Raw genomic sequence first — 14,934 nt, forward strand, 5'->3', positions numbered from 1 at the left:
TTACTTATTGCTAAGGAACAGCCAAAAATTACTTCGCAATGGCTGAAAATGTGGCGTGTCGTAATCAATTCCATTCAGGGGTCAATATGTTTGGACTAACTGCGCTGGAACTTGCCCGTATACAATTCGCGTTTACGGTGTCGTTCCATATTATCTTTCCCGCCATCACCATCGGGCTTGCCAGTTTTTTGGCTGTACTCGAGGGTTTATGGCTAAAAACCCGCGATACTGACTATATAAAACTGTTTCATTTTTGGTCGAAGGTTTTTGCGGTCAATTTCGGTATGGGCGTTGTTTCTGGATTGGTGATGGCATACCAATTTGGGACTAACTGGAGCTTTTTTTCAGACTTTGCAGGTGGGATCACGGGTCCCCTCTTAACCTATGAAGTTCTGACTGCCTTCTTTTTAGAAGCGGGATTCCTGGGTGTAATGTTGTTTGGTATGAACCGTGTTGGTGAAAAGCTGCACTATTTTGCAACTTGTATGGTTGCACTGGGCACCATCATTTCGACCTTCTGGATCCTCGCCTCCAATAGCTTTATGCAAACACCACAGGGATTTGAAATTATCGATGGGCGGATTGTTCCTGTCGATTGGCTGGCGGTAATATTCAACCCTTCATTCCCCTATCGATTACTGCATATGACCACCGCTGCATTCTTAGCGGCAGCATTTTTCATTGGCGCATCCGGCGCATGGCATTTACTCAAGGGCAATAACTCCTCCGCGATGAAGAAAATGTTCTCCATGTCCTTGTGGTTGATTCTGATTTTAGCACCGATCCAAGCCTTGATTGGGGATGCTCATGGATTGAATACCTTAAAATATCAGCCAGTGAAAGTTGCAGCAATGGAAGGCCACTGGGAAAACAAACCGGGTGAGGCAACACCGCTCATCTTATTTGGTATTCCTAATATGGAAAAAGAAAAAACCGAATATGCCATTGAAATTCCGTATATGGCGAGTCTTATTTTAACGCACAGTACGACCAAACAAGTTCCTGCGCTAAAAGAATTTCCACCGGAAGATCGCCCGAATGTGTTTATGGTGTTCTGGTCATTCCGAGTGATGGTGGGACTCGGTCTATTGATGATTGCTGCCGGTGTTTGGGGATTATGGCTACGTTCACGTAAAAAACTGTATGAATCCAAAATGTTTCTACGTTTTATGTTTGTCATGGCGCCGTCTGGTTTAATCGCTATTTTAGCGGGTTGGTTTACCACTGAAATCGGGCGTCAACCTTGGGTCGTTTACGGGTTACAACGCACAGCGGATGCCGTGAGTGCTCATGGAGAAATGCACATGAGTATTAGCTTGCTCGCCTTCTTTGTGGTGTATGGCAGCGTATTTGGCATTGGCTACATGTACATGATGAAATTAATTCGTAAAGGTATTTCCGAGGAGGCAACTCATGGGCATTGATTTACCACTGATTTGGTTTGTCATCATTGTCTTTAGCATGTTGATGTATATCGTGATGGATGGCTTTGATTTAGGAATTGGAATTCTGTACCCCGCTCTGAAAGAGAGCCAAGACCGCGATTTAATGATGAACAGTGTTGCCCCAGTTTGGGATGGTAATGAAACATGGTTAGTCCTCGGTGGTGCAGCGTTATTTGGTGCATTTCCTCTCGCTTATGCCATTGTTTTAGACGCCTTGTCTATTCCACTGACCTTTATGTTATTTGCGTTGATTTTCCGTGGCGTCGCCTTTGAGTTTCGCTTTCGTGCAGATGAATCCCATCGTCGGCGTTGGGATCATGCCTTTATTTGGGGCTCAATTCTCACCACATTCTCACAAGGGGTTGTCATTGGTGCTTTCATTCAAGGTTTCCATGTTGAAAATCGCGTCTATATGGGAGGATATTTTGATTGGTTCGCACCATTCCCACTGTTCTGCGGCTTCGGTTTAGTGATTGCCTACGCCCTACTGGCATGCGGCTGGTTAATCATGAAAACTGAAGGACACCTGCGCAAAACTATGTACCGCGTGCTACCCGTATTAACACTCGCCATGTTAACGGTTGTAGGGGTGCTCAGTGTATGGACACCGATGTTAAATGACGCTATCTATGAACGCTGGTTTAGCTTACCTAACCTGTTTTTCTTTTTACCCGTTCCATTATTAGTGCTCGGCTGTGTGTGGCTAATTTTAAAAAGCGCCAAGCGCCAACGCTATGATAGTGTGCCTTTTTTAGCCGCATTAATGCTGATTTTCTTAGGGTTTACGGGTTTAGGCATCAGTATTTGGCCAAGCCTGATCCCACCAGCAATTACATTCCGTGATGCAGCAGGTCCATCAGAAAGCCTCGGCTTTATGCTGGTTGGTGCCCTATTCATCATCCCTGTCATTTTGGTTTACACCTATTGGAGTTACTATGTCTTCAGAGGAAAAATTACCCCAGATCAAGGCTATCACTGATACTTCAGTTAATTCTCCTTGGTGGAAAAAGCTCGGTTGGATGGCAGCAATTTGGTTAGGAAGTGTATTGGCGCTCTTTGCATTTTCATCCTTATTTAGATTGTTAATGACCGCCGCGGGAATGAAAGTGAAATAAACACCGATGCCGCAGTATTCAATGCTGCGGCATATTCATTTTTACATTCAAGAATTCTGTATCTTTGATTAGTCTTCTAATAAACATTCATGATATGATAATGATAATAATTAACATATAATAATATTATCATTAAGAAAGGAGACGGTTCGTGGCTAGTGAACAAACTGTTGAAAAAAATATCTACCGTCCTGCCCCCCCACAGCTCATTCAAGTAAAATCTATCGTCGATATTAGCCCGTCTATTCGTAGCATTACGTTTACGGGTGAAAAGCTAGCAAATTACCCGACAAAGTGTGAAGGTGGTCATATCAAGATCTTTATTGCCCCTGACCACCAAAGCCAACCTGCGCTTCCCGTTTTAACCGAAAAAGGACGCAGTTGGCCCGAAGATAAGCCGCGCCCTTTTGTACGGACTTATACCGTTCGCGCGATCCGTCCCGAACTCAACGAAATTGACATTGAATTCGCTATGCATGAAGGCGTAACAGGACCTGCGTATCTGTTCGCCCGTGATGCAAAACCGGGTTATTGGTTGGGGATCACCAACCCTGGTGGTCCAGATCCACTTTTACCTATCCGTGCTCACTACTTTATGGCTGGGGATTCAAGTTCTTTACCTGCAATTACTGCATTACTGGAAAAAATGCCTGCAACAGCAACAGGTCGCGTCGTTTTGCGTCTCGACCACCAAGACGATATTCGAGAGTTAACCAAGCCGGCTGGCATAGAGATTGATTGGATTTGTGGCGATGTCAGTCAAACCACTGACCTGATTAATACATTTAAGTCGTGGGATATTCCAACAGAGAATACAGGGTTCTGGATTGCAGGCGAAGACCAAATTATTCGTGAATTACGCCGTTTTGTTCGCCGTGAAAAAGGAGTTAATCGCGATGATATCTACGCAATCCCTTACTGGCGATATGGCTATGATGAAGAAGGTTATCATCATGAACGCCATGCAGTTATGGATAATCCTGACGATTAAACATAAAACTGCCCCGAAAAACGGGGCAGTTCCACACATAAATATTTTTAGTTAATCATTATAAGCTAGCAAAGCTTTATGACACAGTTGCGATCTCACGCAATCATCAATCGTAAAGTTCACCATTGACACCATTTCATCACTACTAAAACGCTGCAATGCATCACCTAACCCCGACTGTACCCCACTTGGTAGGTCGCACTGAGTAACGTCACCATTAACAATGACCGTCACATTTTCACCCAAACGTGTTAAAAACATCTTCATTTGAGTGACAGTGACGTTTTGTGCTTCATCGAGGATGACAATGGCATTTTCAAATGTGCGACCTCGCATGTAAGCGAATGGTGCAATTTCAACTTTCGCAATTTCAGGTCGTAAACAATACTGTAAGAACGAAGCGCCTAATCGCTTCATGAGAACGTCATAAACAGGTCGGAAATATGGCGCAAATTTTTCAGACATATCCCCCGGTAAGAAACCAAGATCTTCCTCCGCTTGTAGCACAGGTCTAGTCACAATAATTTTACTGATTTCCTTATTAATCAAGGCATCCGCTGCTAACGCCGTACTGATGTAAGTTTTACCGCATCCCGCCTCACCGTTAGCGAAAATTAACTGTTTATGTCTGATCGAACTAATATAGAGCTTCTGGGCTTCATTACGTGGTGTTATCGGAGTTTCATCGCGGCGTTCTTTCGCCATACCTATCGGCTCAATGCCTGTAAATTCGGCAAAGGAGGTGACGTTATTCATATCATACCTCCCTGAACGGTCTTTGCGTGATGTACGTTTCATTTCACGACGTGCTTTTGTTGCAGCTTTCTGTCTACTCATAGTATTAACCCTTCCAGGTATCGATGATGTCAATTTCAGATGACGAACTATTCAAAACAGAGAGGAGCTCCCTTCAAGCTCTTGTGTCACATAGGTTGATAATTCAGATATAAAAAAACCGGTTAGCAATCTCATCATGTCAGTTTCATGATGGAGTGGTAACCGGTTCCGCGTACTCATTAACAAACACCTAGTTCTCATTAGTCTCTCCTATACAGGCGATACTCGTAAACTAAATAATCTGTATGACAATATTATGACAATATAAAAAATAATTCGAACGGGAGAGCAAATATTATATTGACCTGAATATCATCAACCTACACAGTTTCCTTACATTAAATATAGCGCGAGTTTTTTTAAATTTGCAACATTAAGTTAACAGAAAATGTGTAAATTCACCTATCCATAAGATAAAATGTGAGAAATATCATATAAAAGCTGTAATAACACCGCGCCATATATTGCATTATTACAGCCAGACTTTGATTAACGCGGTTTGCAATTACCGGCTAATTGATAACCTTTTGCTTGAGCGTCGGCTTCACTTGTAAACAACTCAGCATTTTTATCTGATAAGGTTTTAAATCCAGAACAGTGCGATAAATGGTATTTTTTTGAATTACGATTACCTTTTACCTGCGTCTCACCTTCCTGGTTTGGGATAGACTGAGGGACTATTTCACTGGGCTTATCACTCATTTTTAAGCCATCGCCGCTATTTTTATGCCCTAAACTCCATGTTCTTGCGCCCGTCACAAATGGGTTATGGTGCCCCATCGACTTAGCAATGCGCTGGTCACGTTTTTGTTCCCACTCATCTACTGGATACTGTTTATCCCACGCCATAAATAACTGCTGCTGTTGGCGTGACATGGATAAATTATAGCGGTCATGCATATAGAAGTAGACCCGAGCAACCTGTCCTTTCACCTCGTCGCGCGGCTCAAATATTTTCTGTTTAAAATCAATACGACTACGACATGCACCGTAAGAATAAGGCGCATTAGCAGGTAATTGACCATAGCTCCAATTACTGCGGTCACCGTTCACTTCCCCAATTGAAGGCGCAAGGTTATGCATATCTGCTTCCATTCGAGAAAACACAGGGTCAGTTGAGACGCAATTTTTACGACCGCCATTCTGCCAGCACTGTCTTTGATGACCAAACACCCAAGCAGGAACGATATGTTCCCATTCAATACGCTCTGCACGGCTCTGTTGTTTGCGCACTTGGTAGCCGCAGGAGGATAAATCAACTTGCCCACCACTTTTACCTGTCCACTCCCACTCACAACCACAATATAGCGTTCCTTGTCCTTGGTGATTTTGATCACCATAAACGAGGTTTTTACTGGATGTTTTCGCTTCAGTGAAATTGCTCGGTGCAGCATAAACGGAAGAGATAAATAACGAGGAAAAACATACTAACGCAATAATCATGCGCGAAAAATAAAAAATCTGTTTCAAAATAACACCATTGATAGGAAAAAAAGCAATTTATTAAATACAACACGCAAGTTATTCATGCAAAAATCGCCGAATACACTATGTATACTCGCTAGTTGAATGAAATATAAGTCTTTTTGATATCAATTGGTACTCAATTTTATTACATCAAAAACAATATCGGAATTTGCGCAATAATATACAAAGAATAGATAACAAACTTTATTAACAAAAAGCGTTAATCACTATCAATTAACGCTTTTGCTATTGCGTGGTTTATTACTTAATGGGTTCTAGCAATAAAACATCATTGAGTATCAAACACTTGGCTTTTTACGGTACAACCATAATCCAGGTAATGAAATCCCTATGGAGAGCGCCCCAACAATAAAGGATGCTCTTAAAAAGTAAGTCACGAGGGTTTCCATTAATTCAGGTGTATAACCATACTGAGAAATTTTTACCACTGAAATCATCGCAATATAGGCACTGATCCCCGGAAACATAGGAATAACGGCCGCCACAGTAAAGACTTTGGGATGAGCAAGCCACCAACGCGACCATTGGATCCCAATCATGCCAATAAGAATTGCGGCAAGAAAACTCGCCCACTCAATTTGTAAGCCAAAAGACATCAGAATCATACGTGAGCCATAGCCAATCGCGCCTAATAATCCACAGAATTTCAATGCTCTTGCAGGAACATTAAACACCATGGCAAAACCAACGGCTGGGATCGCCGCTAAGACCATTTTTTCAATCAGCTCGACAATAAACATTATGCCCACTCCCTCAAATTCCAGATAATCATTGCCAGCACGACGCCAATGCAAGTAGCCAAAGTGAGCAAGCTTGCCATCATCCAACGGGCAATACCGGTATTAACATGTCCTTTAAACATGTCTGCGACCGCATTAATCAATGGAAATCCGGGGACTAATAACAGAACACTTGCCGCCATCGCGATTGTTTCAGTGACATTCAAATACGGTACTTTGAGTAATAAGCCAGAAACCGATGTGGCAACAAAAGCTGTAATACAGAAATTAATCAATGGGTTAATCTGATGAGAAGTCAATATTTGCCGGATATACATCGCGCAACCACTTGCCATAAACGTGATTACTGCGCTTTCCCAACCACCGCCATTAAGAGAACTAAAACACGCACAAGAAAGCGCAACCATCACCACCATTAACCAACGGGGATAGCGTAATGGTTTGATTCCCGCTAATTTCTTTTGCAGCTGTTTGCAGTCAAGCAAGTGATGTTCAACAAGGATCACCGCATGCTGAACTTCCGTCACAACATGCATGTTAATGCCACGGTCAATAATTCGCCGAGTCGAGGTTAGGCAACGCCCATCAATGATTGTTGTTAATACTATCGAGTTAGATGAAATAGCACTGTCCACCTGAGTTGCCCCCAAGGCAATCCCCAGACGAGTTGTCAGCTGTTCCACCAGCATACTTTCCGCGCCATGTTGCAATAGCAACAAACCGCATTCAATACACAGCTTTGTAATTTCCCGCTGTCCATCAAGAATGCGTTCCTCTCCCTGCGCCTTTTCATCAACCATGCAACCCTTCATTCTCTCCCCCAAGGATTTGACAAAAATTCAGATATTGATTTAAACATGATAATATTCATATACATCATAGAGGAAAATAACAAACTGAATTATGACCTCTTTCAGATAATTTAGTCCAATGCCGCCATTTTGTTAGGAAATTGATTTCATGAACCAAACTCGCTCGGCCAAAACCCCGAAAGGACAGCGTCGTCATCAAGCACTTATTACAGCAGCGGCGGATATTTTTCTACAATATGGTTTTGAAGGCACCACATTAGATATGATCATCGAGCGAGCGGGAGGCTCTCGTTCAACGCTATATAAAAATTTTGGAGATAAAGAAGGCTTATTTGCGGCAGTTGTTGCGCATATGATCGACGATATATTTACTGAACCAGACCATAAAGAGCCACCTTTAGACAATATTGAAGCCGTATTATCATTTTATGGTTCGCGTTTTTTAGTCAATGTGATTAAACCTCAATCTATCGGGCTATACCGCCTAATACTGGGAGAATACAACCGCTTCCCTGATATTAGCCAACTTTTTTTCGAACAAGGTCCCGTACAAAGCTATCAGCGCCTTGCCGAAAAGCTTGCACAAATTCCGACTGTAAAAGTAGATCAAGCCGTATTACTAAGCATTTCATCTCGTTATTTAGAAATGCTAAAAGCGGATGTATTTATCAAAACCTTCTGTGTTGAAAACTTTAAGCCTAGCGACGAGTTTATTAACCAACAGATAGGTCTTTCTGTTGATATCATCGCTAGCTATATTCGTAAAATCAGCGCGTAGAATCAGTACCAATAGATCAGTGCGCCTTTAAAATTTCACTCGCACGTTGCTGCGCGGCTTGAGAATTGTCGACGAGAAAAATATCGGGTCCATATAATGATGAAACCACAGGGGCAGTACGTTCCATTTCCTCTCTATCTCGACCGTCTGGTTGTAGCGTAATCACCATTGCTCGACAATATTTAGCCATCAGTTCCCTTTCTGTTTTCAGCCAACGACGTATAAATTTCATACATTCCATATCTTCAGTTGTCGGCTTTCCTTTAGGCTCCATCGGCGGATAAATTAAAACAAATGATGTTTTTTTCTCTAATAATTGCTCAAGTTCCGATAGCCATGATTGTGTTTCTACCATCGTTGATGGAAATCGATTCATCGAACAACAAGGCCAATCTTGGGTGTTAATTATTACATTATTGCTCATTATCATTCCTCTCTCTATGTATGTGCCATCAATAAAGTGTACTGAAATGTACATTTTACTCACACAACCAGTCAAGAATGATTCTCATTTGTAATTTGCAGTTTATACTATTTACCTACTTTCAAAATTTGCAGCATTTAATTTGATAAAAATTAAAACTCTCTGAAATATTCAGCGTTCGCTGATGTCTTTTTAAAAAATGAGATGATATGCTGGTCGAAATAGGATTTTTAAAAGTGAATTATGATGAAAAATATTCTGCCAATTGCATTGGGTCTATTTGTCTCACTGACTGCATTAAATGCGAGTGCAGGACAAGTTTGTGATAAATATTTCAAAGAAATGAATGCGCTGGTTCAACAAGCGGAAGAACAATATAAGAATGAGCCGAATGCGAGTGAACAAATTGCATTAATGAAATCTCAATTAGAAGATGCTAAAAAAACACTTGCTAGTTACCCTGAAGATACTCAAGAACAAGCATGTAGCCAAGCATTAACCGCCATTGCGCACGCCAAAGAAACAGTGAATAAATCATAAATTTTTCTAAAAAAAAAAGACCTGACAAATCAGGTCTTTTTTATCAGATAATAGAATTATCTCACCACTAAAACTGATATTTTCGCATAAGAAACAATACCTGAAGCATTCGAGCCTAATAGGTGAGTCGAAATACTCGGATTACGAGACCCAACAACAATTAGGTCCGCCTGTACCTTTTCAGCTTCGTCTAATACCTTTTCTCTCGGAGAGCCGAATTCCACTTTATAAGAGATACGATCCGCTGGAAAATCCATCTCTTTAACAATACGATTAACTAATTCAACAAGCTGCTCTTCAGAGCGCTCTACCGCCTTTTTAGTAAATGATGACAGCAAATCATAATGATAGCTATAACTCATCGAGAATCTCGAAACATCCGGTACTGAGTGGAATAAATGGATTTTAGCATTATCCATTTTTGCTAAATGAATAGCCTGTTTTAATGCTTTTTCAGTCAATGTATCTTCAGAAATATCAACGGGAACCAAAATAGTTTTATACATATAAGCCCCTCTCAAGGATGTATCTCTCATTCAATTTATTCGTTTTTTGAATAGACGAGATAGCGGTTTAATGGTTATTTTTGTCCAGAAAAGTATAGCCTGAATTAAATAAAAATGTCGTGAACTGATTTACTAATCTGAGAATAGACGCAGTAAATTGATTACAATTTTATTCAATTTAATCCTCTTCTAAGTGCCACTTATGTAATATGCGATGAATAAATGGTGTGACGATTAATCCAATACTAATAATGAATACACTTTGTAAAAATAAACCGTAAATAGCGATAAAGAAACGTCCTGCTTGAGTGATAGGCGCTGGCTCTAGTGCTTGACCACTCAACATTGATAAGGCATTTAACATGGATTCTATTATTGAATGCCCTTCGATAAAATAAAATCCAATAATTCCGGGTAGTAAGCCAATAAAAAACACCAACAACGCTAAAAAATAAAAGCGTAGAATTCGTAATACAAAATGCTCAACACTTATTAATTCTTTAGTGAATTTCTCCATAAAAATCCCAATACATCCATACTGATAGAAACGATGCTCATACCAGTAATATCTATCGTTTTATTGACTCATCAGCAATATAAAAAACCTATGCAAAAATGCATAGGTTTTAAAAGAAAACAAACTAGCGAACAACCAGAACAGATGTTTCCGCGTAGCGGACAATTCCTGCCGCAGTTGAACCTAACAGGTGCGTCGTAATATTTGGGCGACGAGAACCAATAACAATGATATCGGCGTTGATATCTTTTGCTGTATTAATCACTTCGTCACGAGGTGAGCCAAACGTAATCGTGTAGCTCACATCATCATGAGGAAGATCAATCGAATCCATCAGCATTTTCATATCTTCTTCCGCTTTCACGGTTGCTCGGTCTTTAATTTCCATATAGCCCAAAGCATATGCATTTATAATTGCCGAAGAGATAGGCAGAACGTGGATCAAATGAATTTTCGCACCAGACTGTTTCGCTAAATTTACCGCATGGCGAACTGCTTTGCTGGTCAGCTCTTCTTCAGTGAGATCGATAGGGACCAAAATCGTTTTGTACATAAGCCCTCCTGATAAATTGTCGAATAAACATTAACAATAAAATTATAATCAACTGTGCATAAATGTCTCTTATCTAAAAAGATAAATGAGATCTCTGGCTACAAATTAACAACAATATTTCCTTGCACATGTTTTGCCGCACCTGAATCCTCAGAATAAAAGTAAAAAATAATAAAATTTTTTCGCTCCGATTACATTAAACCATAGTAACGAAACTGGGTAAAATCTCCAAATCAATTGTTTTTTAATGTATTTTTATCATGTGCGATAAGATGAAGAGATTGAATAGTGATATGAAAAAAAGGGTTGATTTCTTAAATGAGAATGGTTATCTTTTACCTCGTGAATAGTTGAGCGTTTTACTCAACTTTTTCACAACGACATTGCTCACATTGCTTCCAGTTTAGCTGGCCAACTCATTTGAGTTGGCCTTTTTTTTATGCTTTATCATTTATTGAGGATTGCACCACCAAAACTCCAATTTTTTAAATGCCCAACATAAGTTAATCGTTCTGTCGGCATAAAGGTCGGCACATCTCCTGAACGCATATGCAAAATATCTGCTGGCGTAATCCATGATGAATTTCCTTCAAATAAAGGTACTCCTGCATATTTGTACGCATCTAGGACAAACTGCGAACAAAAGAATCCATTGGCTTGTTCAATATCATCCCCTAACTGCACACTCGCCAATGTTTTTAGACAAAAGCTTCGGATAGATTGCCCAATGAGTGGCAGCTCACAAACACGTTTGGTAAGCATCCAGGGTGCAATCATAACAATCCCTTTCATATTATATTTACCTCCATCATTAGCGACAGAGAATTCACGCAATTTCTCTGCATGAAATGACGTTAATAAATTATGCCTCAAGACCACCATATTATTAGAATCAGTGATAGCTTGATCCAAAGGAATTATTCTGACGCCACTCCCAACCGACTCCGCTACCTGACCGAAACCCAGATAAATAGAAGCATGGCTCACGCCACTTACGCTAAATAAGCGGATCCCCCATGAGTTCATGCCTGTTGCTGAAGACAAAAGAATATCACCGGGTAGCATATCTGCAACCGTCAGTGCTTCCACCGAGTCCTTAATTGGAATGGTATTGGCATGCTGGATACTAAATTTCAGCTTATTTGACTCATCATCCGCTTTAAATTGCGTAGAACAACCATTTATAAATATAAAACACAAAAACAGCATCCATTGGCATAATTTCATCTACATATATCCATTTTAATTGTATTTATCATTATTCTCTTCATTGATTCTATCGACAGAATATAACTACCACACTATTTTATTTTCTTTAAGGCTAAGAAATTTAGTGGGTGGTCACAAAAAATCGTAAAATAATCATGACTTGATTGTGTGGTAACACACCATCAGATAATTCAAAAAAACGGATTTGGATATAGGAAAGGTATGATTCAGGAATACCATTAACCCTCTAGCTACTAGAGGGTCTTATTCTACTTAAAAGTTAAATATATTCTGGATAAAAAACGCTGACTGAGTGATAGGTTTTTTTCTCTGTCGCTTTATTTTTTTGCATTGCAACAAATGGCTTATCTTCCAGATTTTTTGGCAGAGTCGTCGCTTTTTCTTTTGCAATCACAGAAACTTGTATATTGCGCTTAGAACGACTCAATTTAAATGACATACCTAACAGGCGGCGAGCCTGATTATTACTTACCATCATAAACTCCTTAACTAAAAAATTTAAATTCATAAACTGAACATCAAAAAAATAGTCAGTGTAGGTCACTAGGTTTATTTCATTTTCACTAAACTAAAAAATAAAATAAGTAACTTTAGTAGTATAGCAGTAATAATATTTTATTTAATGAAGATTTACTGGATAGTCCCATTGAGTGACTAATTAATAATTAAAAATAGTGTAGACTAACCTAGTATAGAAATATTTTTATGATTCGATAATTCAATGCTAATAAGCCTATATTTCTTATTTTAAGGTTGATAAATTAAACTTCTAATAATTTACCGCCACTGATAAAAACTTAAGTTAATTCATTGACTCCCAATAAATTCACTCAGTATAGTAAGGAAAAAACGCATACGAGGCGTCAATAAATGAAAACTATAGGATTGATTGGAGGTATGAGTTGGGAATCAACTCAACTCTATTATCAACAGATCAATGAAGGCATAAAGCAACAACTAGGTGGGCTGCATTCTGCAAAAGTTATTTTATATAGCATTGATTTTGCTGAAGTTGAGCATTTTCAATCCCATGGACAATGGGATCTTGCCGGTGAACATTTAGCGAGTGCAGGAGCGAGCTTAAAAGCTGCTGGTGCTGACTTTTTGGTTCTCTGTACCAATACAATGCATAAAGTTGCCCCTCAAATTGAGGAAAAATCAAAACTTCCATTCCTACACATCGCTGACGCTACAGGTGAAAAAATAACGCAGTCTGGCATTAAAACTATTGGTTTGTTAGGTACTGCGTTTACGATGGAACAAGCCTTTTATAAAGATCGTCTGACCGATAAATTTAATTTAAGGGTGATAACCCCAAATGAAGCAGATAGAAAAATCGTCCATGATATTATCTATCATGAACTCTGTTTAGGGATCATCTCCGATACCTCACGCACTGAATACCAACGCATCATGAAAACACTTGTCGAACATGGCGCTGAAGGAATTATCTTAGGATGTACTGAGATCACCCTACTGGTGAATGCTGGCGATACTTCTGTACCTGTATTTGACACGACAGCTATTCACGCACAATGTGCGGTAGAATATGCACTGAAAGCTTAATTTGAATGAATCTTAGGATAATTTTCACTAATTATCCTAACCATCACAAAATACAGATATTCCCCTATGAAAAATCAAAGCAAATATGTTACTTATTGCTTCACGATTATTCTAGGATAGGGAATTATGAACGAAAGAAAACCCAACAACCTCTCGTTGGGTAAATTTATCCAAAAAGAGAGGCTCGCGCGCCAAATGACTACCACGGAAATCGCCCAAGCAATTTCCGTCTCAGAGCGAGTGTACTCCCACTATGAAGAAGGTTCAGTGTCTATCTATATTGAGCATCTTGTCGCATTAAGTTCAATATTAAAAATTGACCTTCAATTATTTTTTGAAGCGTATTTAAATCCAGAAAAATAGAGCTTTCATCTTTTATTTAGCATAAAGCGCCATACCTGACTTTATGCTAAACGTTATTTCTTAATTTTACTCTCTAGTGTTACATATAAAATACACCCATCATAAATATCTCTGAGATTTTCCCACTATAAAGTAGGTACTCAAAAGGTACTGCAACCATATTAATCGTGCTCATCATAACGTCCGCGATTATTTCTATTGGACTAAATACAGGCATACTTATTCTCCTCTTTTGAGTACAATATCTTGACTAGGTAAATATAACTATAGGATTAAGAGCAAATTATGCCTCAAGTGAGTTTTTAAATTTACATTGAGTTATTTAATCAACTTTTACTTTTTTCATGAATATAAATATCAGGTCGATTAATCGTCCATGTATAATTTTGTTTGTTGACAGGCTCATAACCAAATTGTTCATATAGCCATGCTGCGGTTGTTGTAAATAGAGTGATTCTACGTAGTTTTTGAAAAATTGGATGGCTATGAATACAACTTATCAGCCATTTGCCAAGCCCCTGCCCTCGATATTCTTCAAGCACATATACATCACAAAGATAAGCGAAAGTTGAGTAATCTGTGACTAAACGGGCAAATCCTATTTGTACCTCATTACGATAAACACCAAAATTAAGACTATGCTCAATAGATAAACGAACGGTTTCAACATCAATGCCTTTCGCCCACGTAGATCTTGTTAGATAGTGTTGTATCGCGTGAATATCTAATCTGTTTTTATCTGTGCTGATCAGATAATCATTCTTATTCCATTCTTCTGTGGCTGAAAGCATATTCATGGTCACACCTTTTTGGTGATTATGAAAATTTCACCATACCATTACCTGAAGAGAATGACACTACTGCAACAATTAGTTTATGTGGATGCGATTTACTGATAGCTATAAACGAAAAACCCCCGCCAATTGGCAGGGGTTTGAAATTTTAAGCGCTGTATTAAGCTGGTATATTAAAGAGCTACGACGTTTACAGCCGCTGGACCTTTTGCGCCATTCTCTACTGAGAAGCTGA

The 14,934-nt window shown here is 39.4% G+C and carries 19 protein-coding genes; 8 read left to right on the forward strand and 11 right to left on the reverse strand.

Annotation, left to right across the window (positions count from 1 at the left end; genetic code table 11):
• The first annotated feature begins 86 nt into the window (after positions 1 to 86).
• The 4 genes from PR766_RS06010 (at position 87) to PR766_RS06025 (ending at position 3,551) form a co-directional block, all read left to right on the forward strand.
• Positions 87 to 1,424, forward strand: coding sequence for a cytochrome ubiquinol oxidase subunit I (locus PR766_RS06010; protein ID WP_036962294.1), 1,338 nt, complete (start codon positions 87 to 89; stop codon positions 1,422 to 1,424).
• Positions 1,414 to 2,424: a cytochrome d ubiquinol oxidase subunit II gene (cydB, locus tag PR766_RS06015; RefSeq protein WP_006660016.1), complete on the forward strand. Its 1,011-nt coding sequence runs from the start codon at positions 1,414 to 1,416 to the stop codon at positions 2,422 to 2,424. Before PR766_RS06010 ends, cydB begins: the two co-directional genes overlap by 11 nt.
• Positions 2,381 to 2,560, forward strand: coding sequence for a DUF2474 domain-containing protein (locus PR766_RS06020; protein WP_036975873.1), 180 nt, complete (start codon positions 2,381 to 2,383; stop codon positions 2,558 to 2,560). Before cydB ends, PR766_RS06020 begins: the two co-directional genes overlap by 44 nt.
• Before the next feature lie 151 nt (positions 2,561 to 2,711).
• Positions 2,712 to 3,551: a siderophore-interacting protein gene (locus PR766_RS06025; protein ID WP_006660017.1), complete on the forward strand. Its 840-nt coding sequence runs from the start codon at positions 2,712 to 2,714 to the stop codon at positions 3,549 to 3,551.
• Between the two features lie 51 nt (positions 3,552 to 3,602).
• Here PR766_RS06025 and phoH read toward each other — a convergent pair whose 3' ends face one another.
• From phoH to PR766_RS06045, 4 genes are all read right to left on the reverse strand, one after another.
• Positions 3,603 to 4,388 carry a phosphate starvation-inducible protein PhoH gene (phoH, locus tag PR766_RS06030; RefSeq protein WP_006660018.1) on the reverse strand — a complete coding sequence of 262 codons (786 nt, stop codon included), beginning with the start codon at positions 4,386 to 4,388 and terminating at the stop codon, positions 3,603 to 3,605.
• 489 nt (positions 4,389 to 4,877) lie between these two features.
• The gene (locus tag PR766_RS06035; RefSeq protein WP_154636665.1) at positions 4,878 to 5,831 is read right to left on the reverse strand and encodes an endonuclease; all 954 of its coding nucleotides are present in this window, start codon (positions 5,829 to 5,831) and stop codon (positions 4,878 to 4,880) included.
• A 323-nt stretch (positions 5,832 to 6,154) separates the two neighbouring features.
• On the reverse strand, positions 6,155 to 6,616 hold the full coding sequence (locus PR766_RS06040; RefSeq protein WP_006660021.1) for a threonine/serine exporter: 462 nt from the start codon (positions 6,614 to 6,616) through the stop codon (positions 6,155 to 6,157).
• Complete coding sequence (locus tag PR766_RS06045) at positions 6,616 to 7,428, reverse strand: threonine/serine ThrE exporter family protein (RefSeq protein ID WP_006660022.1); 813 nt, start codon at positions 7,426 to 7,428, stop codon at positions 6,616 to 6,618. Before PR766_RS06045 ends, PR766_RS06040 begins: the two co-directional genes overlap by 1 nt.
• Positions 7,429 to 7,576: 148 nt before the next feature.
• On the opposite strand from PR766_RS06045, the gene PR766_RS06050 reads away from it, so the two are divergent.
• Positions 7,577 to 8,206, forward strand: a complete 630-nt coding sequence (locus tag PR766_RS06050) for a TetR/AcrR family transcriptional regulator (protein WP_036962216.1) — start codon at positions 7,577 to 7,579, stop codon at positions 8,204 to 8,206.
• A gap of 16 nt (positions 8,207 to 8,222) precedes the next feature.
• Here the strand turns inward: PR766_RS06050 and PR766_RS06055 are convergent, their stop codons facing one another.
• Positions 8,223 to 8,630, reverse strand: a complete 408-nt coding sequence (locus tag PR766_RS06055) for a hypothetical protein (RefSeq protein WP_230086865.1) — start codon at positions 8,628 to 8,630, stop codon at positions 8,223 to 8,225.
• Positions 8,631 to 8,876: 246 nt separating this feature from the next.
• Here PR766_RS06055 and PR766_RS06060 point away from each other — a divergent pair, with 246 nt between their 5' ends.
• Entirely contained in the window at positions 8,877 to 9,170 is a 294-nt protein-coding gene (locus PR766_RS06060; protein WP_006661908.1) for a DUF5339 domain-containing protein, read from the forward strand.
• A gap of 56 nt (positions 9,171 to 9,226) precedes the next feature.
• On the opposite strand, the gene PR766_RS06065 is transcribed toward PR766_RS06060, so the two are convergent.
• The 5 genes from PR766_RS06065 to sra all read right to left on the reverse strand — a co-directional run bounded on the left by PR766_RS06065 (position 9,227) and on the right by sra (position 12,454).
• Positions 9,227 to 9,676, reverse strand: coding sequence for a universal stress protein (locus tag PR766_RS06065; protein ID WP_006661909.1), 450 nt, complete (start codon positions 9,674 to 9,676; stop codon positions 9,227 to 9,229).
• 178 nt (positions 9,677 to 9,854) lie between these two features.
• Positions 9,855 to 10,193, reverse strand: a complete 339-nt coding sequence (locus PR766_RS06070; RefSeq protein WP_006660027.1) for a hypothetical protein — start codon at positions 10,191 to 10,193, stop codon at positions 9,855 to 9,857.
• 124 nt (positions 10,194 to 10,317) lie between these two features.
• The gene (locus tag PR766_RS06075; RefSeq protein WP_006660028.1) at positions 10,318 to 10,746 is read right to left on the reverse strand and encodes a universal stress protein; all 429 of its coding nucleotides are present in this window, start codon (positions 10,744 to 10,746) and stop codon (positions 10,318 to 10,320) included.
• A gap of 447 nt (positions 10,747 to 11,193) precedes the next feature.
• Positions 11,194 to 11,973 carry a YaeF family permuted papain-like enzyme gene (locus PR766_RS06080; protein WP_006660029.1) on the reverse strand — a complete coding sequence of 260 codons (780 nt, stop codon included), beginning with the start codon at positions 11,971 to 11,973 and terminating at the stop codon, positions 11,194 to 11,196.
• Positions 11,974 to 12,235: 262 nt separating this feature from the next.
• Complete coding sequence (gene sra / locus PR766_RS06085) at positions 12,236 to 12,454, reverse strand: stationary-phase-induced ribosome-associated protein (RefSeq protein WP_224050982.1); 219 nt, start codon at positions 12,452 to 12,454, stop codon at positions 12,236 to 12,238.
• A gap of 392 nt (positions 12,455 to 12,846) precedes the next feature.
• Here sra and PR766_RS06090 point away from each other — a divergent pair, with 392 nt between their 5' ends.
• Both PR766_RS06090 and PR766_RS06095 read left to right on the forward strand, forming a co-directional pair.
• Entirely contained in the window at positions 12,847 to 13,542 is a 696-nt protein-coding gene (locus tag PR766_RS06090; protein WP_154636644.1) for an aspartate/glutamate racemase family protein, read from the forward strand.
• 126 nt (positions 13,543 to 13,668) lie between these two features.
• Complete coding sequence (locus PR766_RS06095) at positions 13,669 to 13,905, forward strand: helix-turn-helix domain-containing protein (protein WP_006661912.1); 237 nt, start codon at positions 13,669 to 13,671, stop codon at positions 13,903 to 13,905.
• Between the two features lie 326 nt (positions 13,906 to 14,231).
• Here the strand turns inward: PR766_RS06095 and PR766_RS06100 are convergent, their stop codons facing one another.
• Positions 14,232 to 14,702 carry a GNAT family N-acetyltransferase gene (locus tag PR766_RS06100; RefSeq protein ID WP_036979330.1) on the reverse strand — a complete coding sequence of 157 codons (471 nt, stop codon included), beginning with the start codon at positions 14,700 to 14,702 and terminating at the stop codon, positions 14,232 to 14,234.
• Positions 14,703 to 14,934: the final 232 nt, after the last annotated feature.

Source organism: Providencia sp. PROV208 (assembly GCF_028479465.1).
In the GTDB taxonomy this organism is placed as follows: Bacteria; Pseudomonadota; Gammaproteobacteria; order Enterobacterales; family Enterobacteriaceae; genus Providencia; species Providencia alcalifaciens.

Bases quoted from the DNA above. Each gene is read 5' to 3' on its own strand.
- PR766_RS06070 (WP_006660027.1), bottom strand. From the start codon at position 10,193: ATGGAGAAATTCACTAAAGAATTAATAAGTGTTGAGCATTTTGTATTA.
- PR766_RS06090 (WP_154636644.1), top strand. From the start codon at position 12,847: ATGAAAACTATAGGATTGATTGGAGGTATGAGTTGGGAATCAACTCAA.
- PR766_RS06060 (WP_006661908.1), top strand. From the start codon at position 8,877: ATGAAAAATATTCTGCCAATTGCATTGGGTCTATTTGTCTCACTGACT.
- cydB (WP_006660016.1), top strand. From the start codon at position 1,414: ATGGGCATTGATTTACCACTGATTTGGTTTGTCATCATTGTCTTTAGC.
- PR766_RS06080 (WP_006660029.1), bottom strand. From the start codon at position 11,973: ATGAAATTATGCCAATGGATGCTGTTTTTGTGTTTTATATTTATAAAT.
- PR766_RS06055 (WP_230086865.1), bottom strand. From the start codon at position 8,630: ATGAGCAATAATGTAATAATTAACACCCAAGATTGGCCTTGTTGTTCG.
- PR766_RS06065 (WP_006661909.1), bottom strand. From the start codon at position 9,676: ATGTATAAAACTATTTTGGTTCCCGTTGATATTTCTGAAGATACATTG.
- PR766_RS06020 (WP_036975873.1), top strand. From the start codon at position 2,381: ATGTCTTCAGAGGAAAAATTACCCCAGATCAAGGCTATCACTGATACT.
- sra (WP_224050982.1), bottom strand. From the start codon at position 12,454: ATGATGGTAAGTAATAATCAGGCTCGCCGCCTGTTAGGTATGTCATTT.
- PR766_RS06035 (WP_154636665.1), bottom strand. From the start codon at position 5,831: ATGATTATTGCGTTAGTATGTTTTTCCTCGTTATTTATCTCTTCCGTT.
- PR766_RS06100 (WP_036979330.1), bottom strand. From the start codon at position 14,702: ATGAATATGCTTTCAGCCACAGAAGAATGGAATAAGAATGATTATCTG.
- PR766_RS06010 (WP_036962294.1), top strand. From the start codon at position 87: ATGTTTGGACTAACTGCGCTGGAACTTGCCCGTATACAATTCGCGTTT.
- PR766_RS06050 (WP_036962216.1), top strand. From the start codon at position 7,577: ATGAACCAAACTCGCTCGGCCAAAACCCCGAAAGGACAGCGTCGTCAT.
- PR766_RS06075 (WP_006660028.1), bottom strand. From the start codon at position 10,746: ATGTACAAAACGATTTTGGTCCCTATCGATCTCACTGAAGAAGAGCTG.
- PR766_RS06045 (WP_006660022.1), bottom strand. From the start codon at position 7,428: ATGAAGGGTTGCATGGTTGATGAAAAGGCGCAGGGAGAGGAACGCATT.
- PR766_RS06095 (WP_006661912.1), top strand. From the start codon at position 13,669: ATGAACGAAAGAAAACCCAACAACCTCTCGTTGGGTAAATTTATCCAA.
- phoH (WP_006660018.1), bottom strand. From the start codon at position 4,388: ATGAGTAGACAGAAAGCTGCAACAAAAGCACGTCGTGAAATGAAACGT.
- PR766_RS06040 (WP_006660021.1), bottom strand. From the start codon at position 6,616: ATGTTTATTGTCGAGCTGATTGAAAAAATGGTCTTAGCGGCGATCCCA.